The sequence below is a fragment of the Amycolatopsis sp. NPDC047767 genome (assembly GCF_040704195.1).
Taxonomy (GTDB): Bacteria; Actinomycetota; Actinomycetes; order Mycobacteriales; family Pseudonocardiaceae; genus Amycolatopsis.
Genome location: NZ_JBEYSJ010000006.1, coordinates 166431 through 184669 on the forward strand (window position 1 = coordinate 166431; position 18239 = coordinate 184669).

Here is an 18239-nt window from a genome sequence, read left to right on the forward strand (position 1 = left end):
ATGCCGGTGCAGGCCGGACGCCCGTGCGGGCCGGGCGCAAGTGCGGATCTGGTGCCGGTGCCGGTATGCCGGTGCAGGCCGGACGCCCGTGCGGGCCGGGCGCAAGTGCGGATCTGGTGCCGGTGCCGGTATGCCGGTGCAGGCCGGACGCCCGTGCGGGCCTGGCGCAAGTGCGGATCTGGTGCCGGTGCCGGTATGCCGGTGCAGGCCGGACGCCCGTGCGGGCCTGGCGCAAGTGCCGGTGCGACGTCACAGGCAAACATTCAGGCGTAAGAGCCGATCGGGCACGTCCACGCGGTGCGGTCGTCAGCCCAGAGCGCGACGTCGTCGTGGAGATGCGCGCGGGCAGGGCGGGCGGTGCCGGGAACCGGGGGTAGCCCGACGCGGAGGTGCTCGACCACGAAGTCCTGCAGGCGGTCCGCCGCGGCGGCCAGACGGGAGGCGGCGGGGCCGTCCGGGATTCCGAAGCCGAAGGAACTGCCGTCCGGGGACGAGGCGGTGACGACGATCATCGCGTCGCGAAGGTGGGCGGTCCAGGTGAGGCCGGTCAGCCAAGCGCGGTGCGAAGCCGAAGCAGTGGAGTGGGCGAAGTCGCGCAGGATCGGGTGCAGGTCGAGGGAGATCGGCTGGCCGGGCTCGGCGCCGATCCCACCGGCGAGGCCGGCCGAGACAACCTGGCCGCTGCCCGCGCCGGCCGACCCCAGCGGATCCGACGAGCCAAGCTGGCCGCCCGCACCCGCCGACCCCAGCGGATCCGACGAGCCGACCGGGTCACGCCGATCGGCCGAACCAGCCGGGCCGTAGGTGATCTCCAAGCGCGAAGTGAAGGCATCGTCCACCACACCACCGTGCCGTGAACCAAGCAGGCGCGCCGGTCAGCCCAGCAGGGACTTCGCCAAAGCCGCGATCTGCCCCGTCTCGATCAAGAACGAATCGTGCCCGTACGGCGACGAAACCACAGCCGTCTCACCGCCGACACCCTCGGCGATCTCCACCGACTGGTACAGCGGGTAGAGCCGGTCGCTGTCCACGCCGGCGACCACGGTGCGCGCGCGGACGCGCGAGAGTGCCGAGGCCACCCCGCCGCGGTCGCGGCCCACGTCGTGGGTGTTCATGGACTCCGTGAGGACCACGTAGGAACCGGCGTCGAAGCGGCGGACCAGCTTGTCGGCGTGGTGGTCCAAATAGGACTCCACGGCGAAGCGGCCGCGGCGCAGCGGGTCCTCCGAACCCTGCGGCTTCCGGCCGAAGCGTTGCGCGAGTTCGGGTTCGCTGCGGTAGGTCACGTGGGCGATCCGGCGGGCGACGCCGAGGCCGCGGTGGGGGCCTTCACCGGGCAACAAGGCGTAGTAGTCGCCTCCGTGCCAGCCCGGGTCGGAGCGGATGGCGTGCAGCTGCGGCGCGGCCCAGGCGATCTGCTCGGCCGACGCGCGGGCCGTCGAAGCCAGAACCAGGACGGACGCCACCCGATCGGGCAAAGTCACCGCCCATTCGAGGGCCCGCATGCCGCCCATCGAGCCGCCGACGACAGCGGCCCAGCGCTCGATGCCGAGCGCGTCGGCGAGTGCGGCTTCGGTGGCCACCTGGTCCCGCACGGTGACGGACGGGAAGCGGCTGCCGTAAATCCGGCCGTCGGGGTCGGGGGACGACGGGCCCGTGGAACCCTGGCAGCCGCCGAGCACGTTGGGCGCCACCACGAACAGCGAGTCCGTGTCGAGCGCCTTGCCGGGCCCGACGAGCCCGTCCCACCAGCCCGCGCTGGGGTGGCCGGGCTCGGCAGGGCCGGCGATGTGGCTGTCGCCGGTCAGGGCGTGCTCGACGAGGACCGCGTTGGAACCGTCGGAGTTGAGCGTGCCCCACGTTTCGTACGCGAGGGTGTAGGACGGCAGCGACCCACCGGCCTCCAGCGACAGCGCGCCGGGACCGGTGAACCACTGCCGCCTGCCGGGTGGGTCCCCTGCCCGCCACGCACCGGTGACGGGCAGGGGAAACGCACCGGAATCCGTCACAGTTCCGCCTTGGCGGCGCGGAAGCCCGCCTCGAGGTCGGCCTTGAGGTCCTCGATGCCCTCGAGCCCCACGGCGAGCCGCACCAGGCCCGGCGTGACGCCGCTCGCGAGCTGCTCCTCCGGGCTGAGCTGGCTGTGCGTGGTCGACGCCGGGTGCACGATCAGGCTGCGCACGTCGCCGATGTTCACCAGCTGGCTGTGCAGCGTGGTGCCGTCCACGAACTTGCGCCCGGCCTCGACGCCGCCGCGCAGGTCGAACGACAGCACCGCGCCCGCACCGCGCGGCAGGTACTTCTGCGCGGCCGCGTGGAACTTGCTCGACGGGAGGCCGGCGTAGTAGACGGTCTCGACCTCGTCGCGCTCCTCCAGCCACTCCGCAAGCGCTTGCGCGTTGGCGACGTGGCGCTCGAGCCGCAGCGAAAGCGTCTCGATGCCCTGCAGGATCAGGAAGCTGTTGAGCGGCGAGATGGCCGCGCCGGTGTCGCGAAGGATCTGCACGCGCGCCTTCGCCGCGTATGCGCCGGGGCCGAGGGCTTCCCAGTACTTGAGACCGTGGTAGCTCGGGTCCGGCTCGGAGAAGCCCGGGAAGCGCGCCGGGTCCTTGCCGAAGTCGAACGTGCCGCCGTCCACGATCACGCCCGCAACCGTGGTGCCGTGGCCGCCGAGGTACTTGGTGGCCGAGTGCACGACGATGTCGGCGCCGTGCTCGATCGGGCGCAGCAGGAACGGCGTGGGCACGGTGTTGTCGACGATCAGCGGCACGCCGGCCTCGTGGGCGACGTCGGCGACGGTGCGGATGTCGAGCACGTTGCTGCCCGGGTTGGCCAGCGTCTCGGCGAAGAACGCCTTCGTGTTGGGCCGCACGGCCGCGCGCCACTGCTCGGGGTCGTCCTGGTCGTCGACGAACGTGACCTCGATACCGAGCTTCGGCAGCGTGTAGTGGAACAGGTTGTAGGTGCCGCCGTAGAGCGACGGGCTGGACACGAAGTGGTCACCCGCGCCGGCCAGGGTCAGGATCGCCGCGGTGGTGGCCGCGGAGCCGGAGGCGAACGCGAGCGCCGCGACGCCGCCTTCGAGCGCGGCCAGGCGCTGCTCCAGCACGTCCTGGGTCGGGTTCATGATGCGCGTGTAGATGTTGCCGGGCTCGGCCAGGCTGAACAGGTCTGCACCGTGCTGGGTGTCGCGGAAGACGTACGACGTGGTCTGGTAGATCGGCGTCGCGCGGGCGCCCGTCGCGGGGTCGGGTGCCGCGCCGGCGTGGATCTGCTTGGTCTCGAAGGACCAGGCCGAGGTGTCTTCCGGCATCTGTTTCTCCTTGCGGCTCAAAGGGATCGGCTCCTCGGACGAAGCTAGCTCCCCTGAACGGCCCACCCAAGGGTTCCCACGGGCTGGGAGTACTCCGTCAACCTACCGTGCAAGTCGATCACCCGACAGGGTGCCCGGGCGCGGCCGTTCGGGTGACCGTCCATAACGGACTCCGCGACCCCGTCGGAGCGCGAACCGGTTGCTTTCGGAGCCGGTTCCTCCGTTCGGCGGTTGCCCGAAGGCTACCCGCGCCGAGCGCCCCGGACGCGTCTCGGCGAGGATGTATCCCGTGGTCTCGGTGCGCAGCGTGGTCGACCGAGTGGGGCCGACGTTGCTCCACGCGCTCCAGCTGCCCGACGACTGCCCGGCGGCGGGCGACGTGGTGATCGCCGAGCCCGGCGTGCCGGCGGGCATCGCGGCGGGCGACCTCGTGCTGGGCGTCGCCACGGTCGATCCGGCCGATGCGGCCGAGCTGGTGCGGGTGAGCGCCACGCAGGGCGCCGCCGCCGTCCTGCTGAAACCGCCGCTGGCGGCCAAGCCCACCGTGCGGCGCGCGGCGAAAACGGCCGGGATAGCGCTCATCCAGGTCCATTCGGCGACGTCGTGGGCCCAGCTCGTGTGGCTGCTGCGCACGGTCCTCGACGCGCTGGGCGACGAATCGGAGTCCCTCGAAGACGGCGGCGATCCCGGCTCCGGCGACCTGTTCCGGCTCGCCGACGCGGTGGCGTCCGTGGTCGACGCGCCCGTGACCATCGAGGACACGAACTCGCGCGTGCTCGCCTACTCCGCGCGCCAGGACCTCACCGACCCCGCGCGCGTCGCCACGATCATGGGCCGCCGGATCCCCGACGACGTGCTCGCCCGGTTCCGTTCGCGCGGCGTGTTCCGCGAGCTGTCACGCGGCCGGCAGACGATCTTCGTGCCCGCCCAGCGCGACGGCACGCTGCCGCGGCTGATCGTGCCCATCCGCATGGGCGGTGAGCTGCTGGGGTCGATGTGGGCCGTCGTCGCGGGGCCGGTTTCGGAGGAACGCGCGGCCGCCTTCGCCGACGCCGCACCCGTTGTCGCGCTGCACCTGCTCCGCCGCCGCGCGCACACGGACGCGCAACGCCGCGCGTCGGCCGAGTTGCTGCGCGCCGTGCTCGAAGGCCACGCCGGCCAGCGACGCGTCGTGGCCGAACTGGACCTCTCCGACGAGCCCCACCGCGTCGTCGCGATCGAGGTCACCGGCGGCGACGGCCGCGACGCCGAGGGCCTGCGGCTGGCGCTGCTCGAACGCATCTCCCAGGGCATCGGCCGCCGCCCCGTCGCCACCGAACTCGGCGGCCTCCTCTACGCGGTCGTCCCCGACGGCAACGCCTGGTCCGAACTGCGCGACGCCCTGACCCTCCAGCCCGCCTCCCGCCGCGGCGGCGTCCCCCGCGCCGCCGCCGGCGCGCCCGTGGCCGTCTCCGCCCTGGCCACCTCGCGCACCCAGGCCGACGAAGCCCTGGGCCTCCTGCGCGCCGGCCTGGTGGCCGGCCGCGTCGTCGCCTACGAGGACGCCTGGACTTCCCTGGTGCTCCACCGCGCCGCCACGGGCTCCGCCACCGCCCACGTCGCCGACCTCGGCCCGCTCAGCCTCCTGCGCACCCACGACGACACCACGAAAGCCGGCTACGTCGACACCCTCTACGAATGGCTCCGCCACCCCGGCGACCCCCGCGCGGCCGCCGCGGAGCTGCGCATCCACCCGAACACGTTGCGGTATCGGATGAAGCGGTTGCTGGATCTTGTGCCGCTTGATCTGGATGATCCGGATGTGCGGTTGGCGTTGCTCATGCAGTTGGTGGCACTGCGGTGGAGTTGACGTACGCGAGTTCGTGTCCGCGAAGGGTTTCCGGGATCCACGTGGCGGCTTGTTTGGTCTCGTTCAGGTAGGCGCTGAACCACGGGGCCCAGCGCTGGTCGTCAGACCCCAGGTACCGCACCGACTCCCGTCGCCCGCTGGACGTCGAAGGCCACCACCTCCGCGGGACCGCTCGTGACAACCGAGTGATGGGTTTGGTTTGTCCACAGGCAGGTCGTCTTTGGCGGAGTTGTCCACAGATTGCGCTGGCGCCGTCTTTCGGGGCCATGGGCCGGTAGGCTGGAACAGGGACGCCCCCCGTGGAGGGTGGGGGCTGTCTGTCGGGGCGGGGTGGATGCCGAGCAGGGTGCGGGCGCGGATGGGATTGCGAGTCATGTGGCGTAGTCCGGCGGCGGTCGTGTCGCCGGCGTGGCGGAGTGCGCTGATGGCCAGGAGGGACATCGCGAGCACGGCTGTCATGCGATCACGGGGTCCAGACACCCACATGATCAACCAGAGCCGCGTAACCAGGCCATAGCGAGTTGTTGGACCCCACGGTGGAGGGCAGGCGCCGTCGCGCGGACTCTGGCGGAATGCGCGCAATTCGGCCCGACGCCCTCGCGTCGAACACGCCGACGGCCGGCCGACGTTGCTCAGTCAGCTGATGGGGCTGCGGTGGAGCTGACGTACGAAAGGTCTTTCGCACGAAGCCTTTCCGGCGCCAGCCGCACCCAAACCGTGCCGCGGTCAGCCTCGGTCAAGTAGGCGCGGAACCGCGGGTCCCACCGCTGCTCGTCAGGTCCCAAGTACCGCGCCAGCTTCCGCCGACCGCGTGGCACGTCGAAGGCCACCACCTCCGCGGGACCGCTCGCGACGACCTGGCGCACCAAGCCGGTCGCGAGATCGCACACATCAACCGTCAACGCGAGCCGTGGGGACGAGCGAACCTGCCCGGGCAAGCGGGACCACGGACCGCTGAGGATCCAAAATGCCCGGTCCTCCCAGAGGTACCAAGTAGGGCGGACGGTGGGACCGTCCGTGGCGACGCGCGCGGTGAGTGGCTGCGCGAGGAACTCGTCGACGTCGAACGACTTCACGCGACCAGCAGCGTCTTGCCAAAAGTCCCCCGCGCCTCCATCTCCGCGTGGGCGTCGGCCGCCGCGGCGAGTGGAAACCGTTGGCCGATAACCGGAGTGAGGCGGCCGGCCGAGGCCGCGTCGAGGGCGGACACCGTGAAGGCGCGGAGTGCGGCCGCGTCGCCCAGGGAGCGGATGACCGTGACGCCGCGGGACCGGGCGTCCTCTTCGGACACTTCCGCCCACGTGCCGCTCGCGAGGCCGTACACCGCCATGCGGCCGCCGGGGCGTAGCAAGGAGAAAGCGGTGGTCCCGATCGCGCCGCCCACGCCGTCGAAGACCACGTCGAGCGGTCCGACTGCCGAAGCCCAGTCGGCGGCCGTGTAGTCCACCGTCATGTCCGCGCCCAGCTCCCGGGCGCGCGCGAGTTTTTCAGCGCTGCCCGCCGCCGCGACGACCTGTGCGCCGGCCGACTTGGCCAGTTGCACGAGGAGGCTGCCGACCCCGCCGGCGGCGGCCTCGACGAGCACGCGGTCGCCCGGCGCGACGGCGGCGGCGTGGACGAAGCCGGTGGCCGTCCGGCCGTCGGCGAGGAGGGCGACGGCGGCGTCAAGCGAGAGCGCGTCGGGCACCGGGAAGACCAGGGTCGCGTCGACGACCGCGCGCTGCGCGTAGCCGCCGCTGCCGCCGGTCGAGGTCACCACGCGCCGGCCCACGAGGGCCAGGTCGACGCCGTCGCCGACTTTGCTGATCACGCCGCCGACGCCGTTGCCGGGGATCATCGGCAGGGCGGCATCGACCGGTCCGAAGCCCGACGCCCGGAACTGCGTCTCCACGAACGTCACGTTCACGAACGCCACCTCGACCAGCACCTGGCCCGCCCCCGGGACCGGGTCGGGCGCCTCCCCCGCCACGAGCACCTCGGGTCCGCCGAACTCCCTCAACCACACCGCACGCATGCCACGCCCTCCCCGAGATCGACGAACCAGGTGCGACAGCCAACAACCTCGAGCGCGGTCGAGGTCAAGCGATTTGTTCTCGTGGCACCATGAAATGGCAAAAGAACTGTTCCGCGCGCATGATGACACCGCCGTCCGGGTGCATCACCGTGAGTGGCAGCACCTCGAACCGAACCGCCGCCAGGAGGCCGCCGTGCGTATCGCCGTTCCCCGTGAGATCAAGAAGCACGAGTACCGGGTGGCCCTGACCCCGGCCGGCGTGCACGAGCTGGTGGGGCGTGGTCACGACGTGTTCGTCGAGACCGGCGCCGGGGTGGGTTCGTCGATCAGCGACGAGGAGTACGTGGCCGCGGGCGCGAAGGTGCTCGCCACCGCGGACGAGACGTGGGCCGAGGGCGAGCTGGTGCTCAAGGTGAAGGAGCCCATCGCCGAGGAGTACCCCCGCCTGCGCAAGGACCTGGTGCTGTTCACCTACCTGCACATCGCGGCCGACCGCCCCCTGACCGACGCCCTGCTGGCGGCGGGCACCACGGCGATCGCGTACGAGACGGTGCAGACGGCCACCGGCGCCCTGCCCCTGCTCGCGCCGATGTCCGAGGTCGCCGGCCGGCTGGCGCCGCAGGTGGGCGCCTACTCGCTGATGAAGCCGAGTGGCGGCCGCGGCGTGCTGCCCGGCGGCATCCCCGGCGTGCACCCGGCGCGGGTCGTGGTGATCGGCGGCGGCGTCGCGGGCATCAACGCCGCCCGCGTGGCGCTGGGCCTGGGCTCGGACGTCGAGATCCTGGACACCAACGTCGACCGCCTGCGCCAGATCGACAACGACTTCGGCGGCCGCATCCGCACGGTCACCTCCAACCGCCTGTCGGTCGAGGAGGCCGTGCTGGAGGCCGACCTCGTGATCGGCGCCGTGCTGGTGCCCGGCGCGAAGGCCCCCAAGCTGGTCTCCAACGACCTCGTCTCGCGCATGAAGCCGGGCTCCGTGCTGGTCGACATCGCCATCGACCAGGGCGGCTGCTTCGCCGACTCGCGCCCCACCACGCACGACGACCCGACCTACCGCGTCCACGAGTCGGTGTTCTACTGCGTCGCCAACATGCCGGGCGCCGTGCCGCGGACCTCGACCTACGGCCTCACCAACGTGACGCTGCCGTACGCCGTGCAGCTCGCCGACCGCGGCTGGCACGCGGCCCTGAACGCCGACGCATCGCTCGCCAAGGGCCTCAACACCCACGACGGCGCCCTCACCAACGAGCCCGTCGCCACCGCGCACGGCCTGCCGCACACGCCGCTGGCGACCGCCCTGGCGTGACCCTTCCGATCCACCTGGCGCCTCGAGGGGCCTCCGCGAACCAGCGGGGGCCCCTCGTGTTCTCTTCGGGCACCGCGCCGAGGCCGAACAGGAACCCCTGGCCGAAGCGACGTTCGTCACGCTCCGCGTCCCGTTCAGCGGTACCCACTCGACGGCAGAAGTGCCCTTGACAAGGGGTTTCACGATTCTGAACGTGCTTCTTCACCGGTTGCGGGCTCACTCTGTGAAGAAGTAATCCGGCTTCGTTGAAGACCCCGAGGAGCGAAGTCCGCACTTATTACCTAAGCTGGTACTCGGCGACCCGCTCCCAGTGACCCCCAGGCTGGTTGAGCGGGTCGCCCCTTCTCCCCCTTCCTGTTCGCACTTCGTGCTGCCGTGGAAGGGGCAAGGTAGTGCCCGGGGCCGAGCCCCCGGAAACCCCACCGTGCGGTCGGTGCCGGACCCAGCGTGGTTGCGGCGGGTCGCGATGCGTTGTGGCGCAAGGGCTTCACTGCGTCAGGTCGCGGTTGAGCTCCCCCGGCCGAAGGGGTGAAGGGACCCGTCACACCTTCAAGGCGGAATAAAAAGTCGGTCCCCATGCCTAGATTGAGAACGTGACCACCACTGCGACGCGTGCGCGTCAAGACCGTCCGGCTGCTGAGACGCCGGCTCCCCCCGTCGGCTGGGTCCGGCGGCTCTCGGCCGCGTGCTGGGAGCACCGGGGTGTCGTCGTGCTCGCGATGGCCGCGGCGATCCTGTCCGTGGGCGTGCAGGCGGCGAGCCCGCTGCTCGTGCGCACGGCGGTCGACGACGCGGTGGCGGGCCACACCGCGGGCCTCGGCGGCATCGCCGCCGCGCTGGTCACGCTGCAGGTGGTGGCGTTCGGGTCGGCGTTCCTGCGCCGCTACGTCGGCGGCCGGCTCGCGCTCGACGTGCAGCACGACCTGCGCAACCGCGTGTTCGGCTCGGTTTCGAGGCTCGACGGCGGCAAGCAGGACGCGCTGCGCACCGGCCAGGTGGTCTCGCGGGCGATCTCCGACCTGCAGCTGGTCACGGGACTGCTGATGCAGGTGCCGCTGTCGGCGGGCTCGGTCATCTTCGCGCTGCTCGCGCTGGGCGCGATGCTGTGGATGTCGCCGCTGCTCACGCTCATCGCGCTGGTGGTGGCGCCGGCCGTCGGCATCATCGTCACGTTGAGCCGCAAACGGCTCTTCCCGGCCACGTGGTCGGCCCAGCAGCGCGCGGCCGACGTGGCACAGCAGGTGGAGGAGACCGTCACCGGCGTGCGCGTGGTGAAGGGCTTCGGCCAGGAGTCACGGGAGGTCTCGCGGCTGGAGCGCACGGCGCGGCGGCTGTTCGCCGAGCGGCTGCGCGCGGCCAAGCTGTCCGCGGTGCCCACCGCCACGACCACCGCGCTGCCGGCCGCCGGCCAGGTCGCGGTGCTCGCGATCGGCGGCGTCCTGGCGCTCAACGGCCAGATCAGCCTCGGCACCTTCCTCGCGTTCGCCACCTACCTCGCCACGCTCATCGGGCCCGCGCGGATGCTGTCCAGCCTGGTGGTGCAGGCCCAGCTGACGCGCGCGGGCGCCGAGCGCGTGTACGAGCTCATCGACGCCCAGCCCGACGTGGTGGACAGCCCCGACGCGCGGCCGCTGCCGGAGGGCCCGCTCGGCGTCGAGCTGGAAGACGTGAAGTTCGGCTACACCCGCAGCGAGCCGGTGCTCGACGGCCTCACGCTCACCGCGCGGCCGGGCGAGACGCTCGCCCTGGTGGGCACGGCGGGGTCGGGCAAGTCCACGATCTCGCTGCTGCTGCCGCGGTTCTACGACGCGCACGCGGGCGTGGTCCGCGTCGGCAGCCTCGACGTGCGCGACGTGCCGCTCAAGCAGCTGCGGCAGGCGATCGGCGTCGTGTTCGAGGAGGCGTTCCTGTTCTCCTCGTCCGTGCGCGACAACATCGCCTACGGCCGCCCCGACGCGAGCGACGAAGAGGTGCACGCGGCGGCGCGCGCGGCCGAGGCCGACGAGTTCATCCGCGCCCTGCCCCACGGCTACGACACGGAGGTCGGCGAGCGCGGCCTCACGCTCTCGGGCGGCCAGCGCCAGCGCCTGGGCCTCGCGCGCGCGCTGATGACGGACCCGCGCGTGCTGATCCTGGACGACGCGACGTCGGCGATCGACACGGTCACCGAGGCCGCGATCCACGACACCCTGCGCTCGGTCACGGCCTCGCGCACCACGCTGCTCATCGCGCACCGCCGGTCCACGCTGCAGCTGGCCGACCGCATCGCCGTGCTCGACCAGGGCAAGGTCGTCGACGTCGGCACGGAGGAGGAGCTGCAGGCACGCTGCCCGCTGTTCCGCGAGCTCGTGGCGGGGCCGGGCGACGACGTCGAGAAACCGCACCGCTGCGAGGACCTCGAGCCCGACGCCGGCGGCGTGACGCAGGTGCTGTGGCCGCGCGACGACGGCCGCGACGAGGTCGACGCGCTCGCCGAAGCCGCCGCCGCACGCGGGGGCGCGCCGGGTGGCGGGACCGGTTTCGTCGGCGGCGGAGCGGGGGCCGACGTGCCGCCGACGCCGGAGCTGCTGGAGGGCGTGCGCAAGCTGCCGCCGGCCGACGACCGGCCGCGACTGTCCGAAGTGGACATCACCGCCGCCGACCCGGGGTTCCGGCTGTCGCGGCTGCTGAAGCCCGTGCGGTGGCCGCTGGTCGCGGTGATCGCACTGGTGGCGGCCGACGCGCTGGCCTCGCTGGCCCTGCCCGCGCTGTACCAGCGAGGGGTGGACCACGGCGTGCAGCCGGGTGTCGTCAGCGTGATCTGGCTGATGGCGGGCATCGGCGCGATCGTGGTCGCGGCCGACTGGTTCGTGGTGCGCGGCCAGACGCGGCTCACCGCGCGCGTCGGCGAGACGGTGCTGTACTCGCTGCGGGTGCGCAGCTACGCGCACCTGCAGCGGCTCGGGCTCGACTACTACGAGCGCGAGCTGTCCGGGAAGATCATGACCCGGATGACCACGGACGTCGACGCGTTGTCCACGTTCCTGCAGACCGGCCTCGCCACCGCTGTGGTGAGCGTGCTGACGCTGGTGGGCATCACCGTGGCGCTGCTGGTCACGGACGCGTCGCTGGCGTTGTACGCCCTCGCGCTGCTCCCGGTGCTGCTGGCGTCGACCGTGATCTTCCGGCGGGTCGCTTCACGCGCGTATTCCGAAGCACGCGAGAAGGTCAGCGTGGTCAACGCCGACCTGCAGGAGAACGTGAGCGGCCTGCGGGTCGCCCAGGCGTACACGCGCGAAGAGCGTTCGGCGGAGGCATTCGCTTCGCGCAGCGACGCGTACCGGCGCTCGCGGTTGCGGGCGCAGCGTTACGTCGCCACGTACTTCCCGCTGGTGGCGCTGCTGTCGGACCTGGCAACCACCACGGTGCTCGTGGTCGGCGCGAACCGCGTGGCCGCGGGGACGCTGGAGGCGGGCGTGCTGCTCGGGTTCCTGCTGTACCTGCAGCAGTTCTTCTCGCCGATCCAGCAGCTGTCGGCGGTGTTCGACGGCTACCAGCAGGCGGCCGTCGGCCTGTCCCGCATCGGCGACCTGCTGCGCACGCCGACGTCGGTGCCGCCCGCCGCGCACCCGATCGCGCTGCCCGAGCACCTGAGCGGCGAGGTGACGTTCAAGGACGTCGACTTCTCCTACACCGGCGCCGATCAGCCGGCTTTGGAGAAGCTGTCGCTGGACGTGGCACCGGGCGAAACCGTGGCACTGGTCGGCGCGACGGGCGCGGGCAAGTCCACGGCGGTGAAGCTGGTGGCGCGCTACTACGACGCCACGGGCGGCGCGGTGCTGATCGACGGCGTCGACGTCCGCGAGTACGACCTGCCCGGCCTGCGCGCCCGCATGGGCGTGGTGCCGCAGGAGGCGCACCTGTTCTCCGGCACTGTCGCCGACAACGTCCGCTACGGCCGCCCCGACGCGACCGACGCGGAGGTCGAGGCGGCCGTCCGCTCGGTCGGCGCGCTCGACGGCGTCGCCGCCCTGCCCGCCGGCTTCCTGCAGCCCGTCGGCGAACGCGGCCGGTCGCTGTCCGCGGGGCAGCGCCAGCTCGTCGCGCTCGCCCGCGCCGAGCTCGTGAACCCCGACGTCCTCCTGCTCGACGAGGCCACCGCCGCCCTCGACCCCTCCACGGAGGCGGCCGTCCTGCGCGCCACCGAACACCTGGCGCGCCGCCGCACCACCTTCGTCGTCGCGCACCGCCTGGCCACCGCCGCCAAGGCCGACCGCATCGTCGTCCTCGACCACGGCCGCATCATCGAACAGGGCACCCACACCGACCTCCTGGCCGCCGGCGGCCACTACGCCCGCCTGTGGTCCCTGGGCTGACGTCGCCGGCGGACGCTCCCCGAGGCCGGGCCGACCTCGGGGGGTCTCGCCGCGCGGCCGACCAACCGCATGCCAACGTGCGCGCCTGTGCCGGCCGGCGCAGGCGCGGCGGCCGAGCAGCTGCGCGCCGCCGCACAGACGCGCGGCGTGCGCCTGCGACTCACCGCGATGCCGCGCCGCGGCGTTCGACGAGTGTGTGACCTGACAGTCACCCGGCCGGCGCCATCCCCGGCAAGTCCCGGATCCGGCGGGCCTCGCCGCGCAGCCGACCAGCCGCGCGCGACCCCGTGCCGGCCAGCCGGCGGAAAAGCCTTCGCCAGGCCAGGGCGTACAACACGAGAATCAGGAGCGTGTTCGAAGAAACAGCGGTCGAAGCGGCCGGGATCCCGGCCCGCCAGATCCGCGCGCGGCACGACGAGCGGACGATCCGCGTCTACCAGGCGTACTCGCCGGAGATCGCCGACGCGGCGCTGGCGGCGGGGACGTTCGTGGCGCCGTTCAAGCGGGAGCGGATGACGTGGATCAAGCCGTCGTTCGCGTGGATGGGGTACCGCTGCGGCTGGGCGGCCAAGCCCGGGCAGGAGCGGGTGCTGGCGCTGGACCTGACGCGCGAGGGCTTCGGCTGGGTGCTCGCCCACGCGGCGCTGAGTCATTTCGACCCGCGCGTGCACCGCGACGAGGCGGCGTGGAAGGCGGCGATGCGGACCAGCCCTGTCCGCGTGCAGTGGGACCCCGAGCGTGACGTGCACCACCGGCCGCTGCCGCACCGGTCGATCCAGCTCGGGCTGAGTGGCGAAGCTGTGGACCGGTACGTGGCCGAGTGGATCACCGCGGTCACCGAAGTCACGCCGGTGATGCGCGCCATCCGTGCGCACCTCGCCGACGGGCGCGTCGCCGAAGCTCGAGCGCTGTTGCCGGCCGAGAAGCCGTACCCGCTGTCCGCCGAGCTGGCCGAGGCCGTCGCCGCGAGCCAGGACGACGCGACCGAAGGAAACTAGGGCAGCTCGCGCCAGGCCAGCTCGCCCCAGCCGGCCGACGTGACGTCGGCCGCGGAGGCCCAGCGGACCGTGCCCGGGCGGACGTGGCTGTCCTGGTCGATGGACCAGTCGGGCTCGCAGGGTGCGACGTGCTCGAAGTCGTCGATGCCGGCAGGGGTGTGCCACACCACGCCGCAGGAGTCGCACATGAGAACGACCTTGCCGTTCTCGACGACCAGGGGGCGGATGAGCCCCTGGTCCCAGAACGAGGGACATTCGACGAGCCACATCGTGCTGCACCACCTCGGAGCGCCGGGGCGGCCGCACAGCCGACGTGGGCCGCATCCTCCCGACAGTGCACCAGGCGGGCGTGAACGCGTGCGGGCGGCTCGGCGAAGCAGGCACCAACGTTGCCCGAAATGGTCGTGACAGGCGAATCTCCTCTACCTCAAAAGTCCGCTCCTCGGGACACTTGATCGAGTCAGTGATCGATCCCCTAGTGCGCCAGGCCTCACACAGGGCAGTTCCATCACACGGCCGCTACAGAGGGGGTTAGCCTGGTAGGCGCATTAGCACAGACAAGATCGAGACGGATAGAGGCGAGCCCAAGCCGTGTCCAGCAGCAGCCCTGCGTCACAGTTCGGCCCCAACGAGTGGCTGGTCGAGGAAATGTACGACCAGTTCCTCGCGGACCCTTCCTCAGTCGATGCCGCCTGGCACGACTTCTTCGCAGACTTCAAGCCGACGCAGACGGCACAGGCGAAGGCCGACAGTGCGCGCCAGAGCGCGGCCGCCACCACTGCGGCCAGCGGTAACGGCCACGCGACCGAACCGTCCGCCAAGGCGGTCCAGAACGCCGAGTCGGCCGCCCGGCAGTCGGCGCCGGCCAAGCCGGCCGGCCGGCCCACCCAGGCCGCCGCCCCGGCCCCGGCCCCGAAGACCGCGCCCGCGAAGCCGGCTCCGAAGGCCGCCGAGAAGGCGCCCGCTGCCACACCGGCGGCGAAGGAAGAGCCCGAGACCAAGCAGCTGCGCGGCGCCGCCGCGGCGATCGCGAAGAACATGGACGCCTCGCTGACGGTGCCCACCGCGACCAGCGTGCGCGCCGTCCCGGCGAAGCTGATGGCGGACAACCGCATCGTCATCAACAACCACCTCAACCGCACCCGCGGCGGCAAGATCTCCTTCACGCACCTCATCGGCTACGCCATGGTGCGGGCGCTGAAGGACTTCCCGAACATGAACCGGCACTACCAGCTGATCGACGGGAAGCCGTTCGCGGTCACGCCGGAACACGTGAACTTCGGCCTCGCCATCGACATGAAGGGCAAGGAGGGTGCGCGCACCCTCGTCGTGGCCTCGGTCAAGGGTGTCGAGGACATGTCCTTCCTGCAGTTCTGGCAGGCCTACGAGGACATCATCAAGAAGGCCCGCAACAACAAGCTCACCGCGGACGACTTCGCCGGCACCACCATCTCGCTGACCAACCCGGGCGGCATCGGCACCAACCACTCGGTGCCGCGCCTGTCGGCCGGCCAGGGCGCGATCATCGGCGTCGGCGCCATGCAGTACCCGGCGGCGTTCGAGGGCACGAGCGAGAAGACGCTGGTCGACCTGGCCGTCAGCAAGATCATGACGCTGACGTCCACCTACGACCACCGCATCATCCAGGGCGCCGAGTCGGGCGAGTTCCTCAAGCGCATCCACGAGCTGCTGCTCGGTGGCGACGGCTTCTACGACGACGTCTTCACCAGCCTGCGCCTGCCGTACGAGCCGATCCGCTGGGTCGCCGACATCCCCGAGGGCCCGGTCGACAAGACGGCGCGCGTGATCGAGCTGATCGACGCGTTCCGCACCCGCGGCCACCTGATGGCCGACACGGACCCGCTGAACTACCGCCAGCGCAGCCACGTCGACCTCGACGTCATCTCCCACGGCCTCACGCTCTGGGACCTCGACCGCGAGTTCCCGGTCGGCGGCTTCTCCGGCCAGGAGCGCATGACCCTGCGCGACATCCTGGGCGTGCTGCGCAACTCGTACTGCCGCACCGTCGGCATCGAGTACACGCACATCCTCGACCCCGAGGAGCGGCGCTGGATCCAGGACCGCGTGGAGATCCCGCACGAGAAGCCCGACTCCACCGTCCAGAAGTACGTGCTGTCGAAGCTCAACGCCGCCGAGGCGTTCGAGACCTTCCTGCAGACGAAGTACGTCGGCCAGAAGCGCTTCTCGCTGGAAGGCGGCGAGACGGCGATCCCGCTGCTCGACACCATCCTCGACAAGGCCGCCGAGCACGAGCTCGACGAGGTCGTGATCGGCATGCCGCACCGCGGCCGCCTCAACGTGCTGGCCAACATCGTCGGCAAGCCGATCAGCCAGATCTTCCAGGAGTTCGAGGGCAACCTCGACCCGGGCCAGGCCCACGGCTCCGGTGACGTGAAGTACCACCTCGGCGCCGAGGGCAAGTACTTCCGCATGTTCGGCGACGGCGAGACGAAGGTGTCGCTGGCCTCGAACCCGTCGCACCTCGAGACGGTCGACCCGGTGCTCGAGGGCATCGTCCGCGCCAAGCAGGACATCCTCGACAAGGGCGACAGTGCCACCGGGGGCTACTCGGTGCTGCCGGTCCTGATGCACGGCGACGCGGCCTTCGCGGGCCAGGGTGTCGTGGCCGAGACGCTGAACCTCGCGCTGCTGCGCGGCTACCGCACCGGCGGCACCGTGCACGTGATCGTGAACAACCAGGTCGGCTTCACCACCGCGCCCGAGCACTCGCGCTCGTCGCAGTACGCCACCGACGTCGCGAAGATGATCGGCTCGCCGATCTTCCACGTGAACGGCGACGACCCGGAAGCCGCCCACTGGGTGGCCAAGCTGGCCGTGGAGTACCGCCAGGCGTTCCACAAGGACGTGGTCATCGACCTGATCTGCTACCGCCGCCGCGGCCACAACGAGGGCGACGACCCCTCGATGACGCAGCCGGCGATGTACGACATCATCGACACCAAGCGCTCGGTCCGGAAGACCTACACCGAGGCGCTGATCGGCCGCGGGGACATCTCCGTCGAAGAGGCCGAAGCCGCGCTGCGCGACTTCTCCAGCCAGCTGGAGCACGTCTTCAACGAGGTGCGTGAGCTCGAGAAGCACCCGGCGAAGGCGAGCCCCTCGGTCGAGGAAGAGCAGCAGGTGCCGGCGAAGGTCACCACGGCCGTCTCGAAGGAGGTCGTGGAGCGGATCGGCGACGCGTTCGTCAACGTCCCCGAGGGCTTCACCCCGCACCCGCGCGTGAAGCCGGTCATGGAGCGCCGCCACAAGATGTCGCGCGAAGGCGACGTCGACTGGGCGTTCGGCGAGCTGCTCGCGTTCGGTTCGCTGGCGATGGAGGGCCGCCTGGTGCGGCTGTCCGGCCAGGACTCGCGCCGCGGCACGTTCACGCAGCGGCACTCGGTGTTCATCGACCGCAAGACCGGCCAGGAGTACTCGCCGCTGCAGAACCTGGCCGACGGCCAGGGCCGCGTGATGATCTACGACTCGGCGCTGTCGGAGTACGCGGCCGTCGGCTTCGAGTACGGCTACGCGGTGGCGAACCCCGAGTCGCTGGTCATGTGGGAAGCGCAGTTCGGTGACTTCGTCAATGGCGCGCAGACCGTGATCGACGAGTACATCTCCTCGGGCGAGGCCAAGTGGGGTCAGCGCTCCGACGTCGTGCTGCTGCTGCCGCACGGCCACGAGGGCCAGGGCCCGGACCACACGTCCGGCCGTATCGAGCGCTTCCTCTCCCTGTGCGCCGAGGGCTCGATGACCGTCGCCGTGCCGTCGACCCCGGCGAACTACTTCCACCTGCTGCGCCGCCACGCGCTCGACGGCATCCAGCGTCCGCTGGTGGTCTTCACGCCGAAGTCGATGCTGCGCAACAAGGCCGCGACGTCGGCGGTCGAGGACTTCACCGGCCAGAGCCGGTTCATGTCCGTCATCGACGACACCACCCAGAATCCCGAAGGCGTCCGCAAGGTGCTGCTGACCTCGGGCAAGCTCTACTGGGAGCTGGTGGCCGAGCGCGCCAAGCGCGAGGCGAACGACGTCGCGATCGTGCGCATCGAGCAGTACTACCCGCTGCCGAAGCGCAAGCTGCTCGCCGCCATCGAGCGCTACAGCAACGCGCAGCAGATCGCGTGGGTCCAGGAGGAGCCGGAGAACCAGGGTGCGTGGCCGTTCTTCGGTCTCAACCTGCCGCGGAAGTTCCCGGAGGTCTTCGCCGGCCTGCAGGTCGTCTCGCGCCGCCCGATGGCCGCGCCGTCGGCGGGTTCGTCGAAGGTGCACGAGGTGGAGCAGAAGGCGCTGATCGCGAAGGCGTTCGACTGATCGCTGGTTTCTTTCCGGAGGCCACCACGGTTCGCCCGTGGTGGCCTCCGGCCGTTTCCGCAC

General features: G+C 71.5%; 11 protein-coding genes. 5 read left to right on the forward strand and 6 right to left on the reverse strand.

Annotated elements, in window-relative coordinates; genetic code table 11:
* Positions 1-263 precede the first annotated feature (263 nt).
* The 3 genes from AB0878_RS13715 to AB0878_RS13725 are packed head-to-tail and all read right to left on the reverse strand — an operon-like array spanning position 264 to position 3313.
* Complete coding sequence (locus tag AB0878_RS13715) at positions 264-839, reverse strand: hypothetical protein (RefSeq protein ID WP_366579635.1); 576 nt, start codon at positions 837-839, stop codon at positions 264-266.
* Positions 840-875: 36 nt separating this feature from the next.
* Positions 876-2009, reverse strand: a complete 1134-nt coding sequence (locus tag AB0878_RS13720) for a homoserine O-acetyltransferase (protein ID WP_366579637.1) — start codon at positions 2007-2009, stop codon at positions 876-878.
* On the reverse strand, positions 2006-3313 hold the full coding sequence (locus AB0878_RS13725; RefSeq protein WP_366579639.1) for a bifunctional o-acetylhomoserine/o-acetylserine sulfhydrylase: 1308 nt from the start codon (positions 3311-3313) through the stop codon (positions 2006-2008). The genes AB0878_RS13720 and AB0878_RS13725 overlap by 4 nt, the downstream gene beginning before the upstream one ends.
* 289 nt (positions 3314-3602) lie before the next feature.
* Here AB0878_RS13725 and AB0878_RS13730 point away from each other — a divergent pair, with 289 nt between their 5' ends.
* On the forward strand, positions 3603-5162 hold the full coding sequence (locus AB0878_RS13730) for a helix-turn-helix domain-containing protein (RefSeq protein WP_366579641.1): 1560 nt from the start codon (positions 3603-3605) through the stop codon (positions 5160-5162).
* A 632-nt stretch (positions 5163-5794) separates the two neighbouring features.
* Here the strand turns inward: AB0878_RS13730 and AB0878_RS13735 are convergent.
* Entirely contained in the window at positions 5795-6238 is a 444-nt protein-coding gene (locus AB0878_RS13735) for a pyridoxamine 5'-phosphate oxidase family protein (protein ID WP_366579643.1), read from the reverse strand.
* Positions 6235-7176, reverse strand: a complete 942-nt coding sequence (locus tag AB0878_RS13740; RefSeq protein WP_366579645.1) for a zinc-binding dehydrogenase — start codon at positions 7174-7176, stop codon at positions 6235-6237. Before AB0878_RS13740 ends, AB0878_RS13735 begins: the two co-directional genes overlap by 4 nt.
* 193 nt (positions 7177-7369) lie before the next feature.
* On the opposite strand from AB0878_RS13740, the gene ald reads away from it, so the two are divergent.
* The 3 genes from ald (at position 7370) to AB0878_RS13755 (ending at position 13838) form a co-directional block, all read left to right on the forward strand.
* On the forward strand, positions 7370-8485 hold the full coding sequence (gene ald / locus AB0878_RS13745; RefSeq protein ID WP_366579647.1) for an alanine dehydrogenase: 1116 nt from the start codon (positions 7370-7372) through the stop codon (positions 8483-8485).
* A 593-nt stretch (positions 8486-9078) separates the two neighbouring features.
* A complete protein-coding gene (locus tag AB0878_RS13750; RefSeq protein ID WP_366579649.1) occupies positions 9079-12840 on the forward strand; it encodes an ABC transporter ATP-binding protein in 3762 nt (1253 codons plus the stop codon).
* A 350-nt stretch (positions 12841-13190) separates the two neighbouring features.
* Positions 13191-13838, forward strand: coding sequence for a DUF4291 domain-containing protein (locus AB0878_RS13755; protein WP_366579651.1), 648 nt, complete (start codon positions 13191-13193; stop codon positions 13836-13838).
* Here the strand turns inward: AB0878_RS13755 and AB0878_RS13760 are convergent.
* Positions 13835-14107 carry a hypothetical protein gene (locus AB0878_RS13760; RefSeq protein WP_366579653.1) on the reverse strand — a complete coding sequence of 91 codons (273 nt, stop codon included), beginning with the start codon at positions 14105-14107 and terminating at the stop codon, positions 13835-13837. The genes AB0878_RS13755 and AB0878_RS13760 overlap by 4 nt on opposite strands.
* A gap of 322 nt (positions 14108-14429) precedes the next feature.
* Here AB0878_RS13760 and AB0878_RS13765 point away from each other — a divergent pair, with 322 nt between their 5' ends.
* On the forward strand, positions 14430-18176 hold the full coding sequence (locus AB0878_RS13765) for a multifunctional oxoglutarate decarboxylase/oxoglutarate dehydrogenase thiamine pyrophosphate-binding subunit/dihydrolipoyllysine-residue succinyltransferase subunit (protein WP_366579655.1): 3747 nt from the start codon (positions 14430-14432) through the stop codon (positions 18174-18176).
* The last annotated feature ends 63 nt before the right edge of the window (positions 18177-18239 follow it).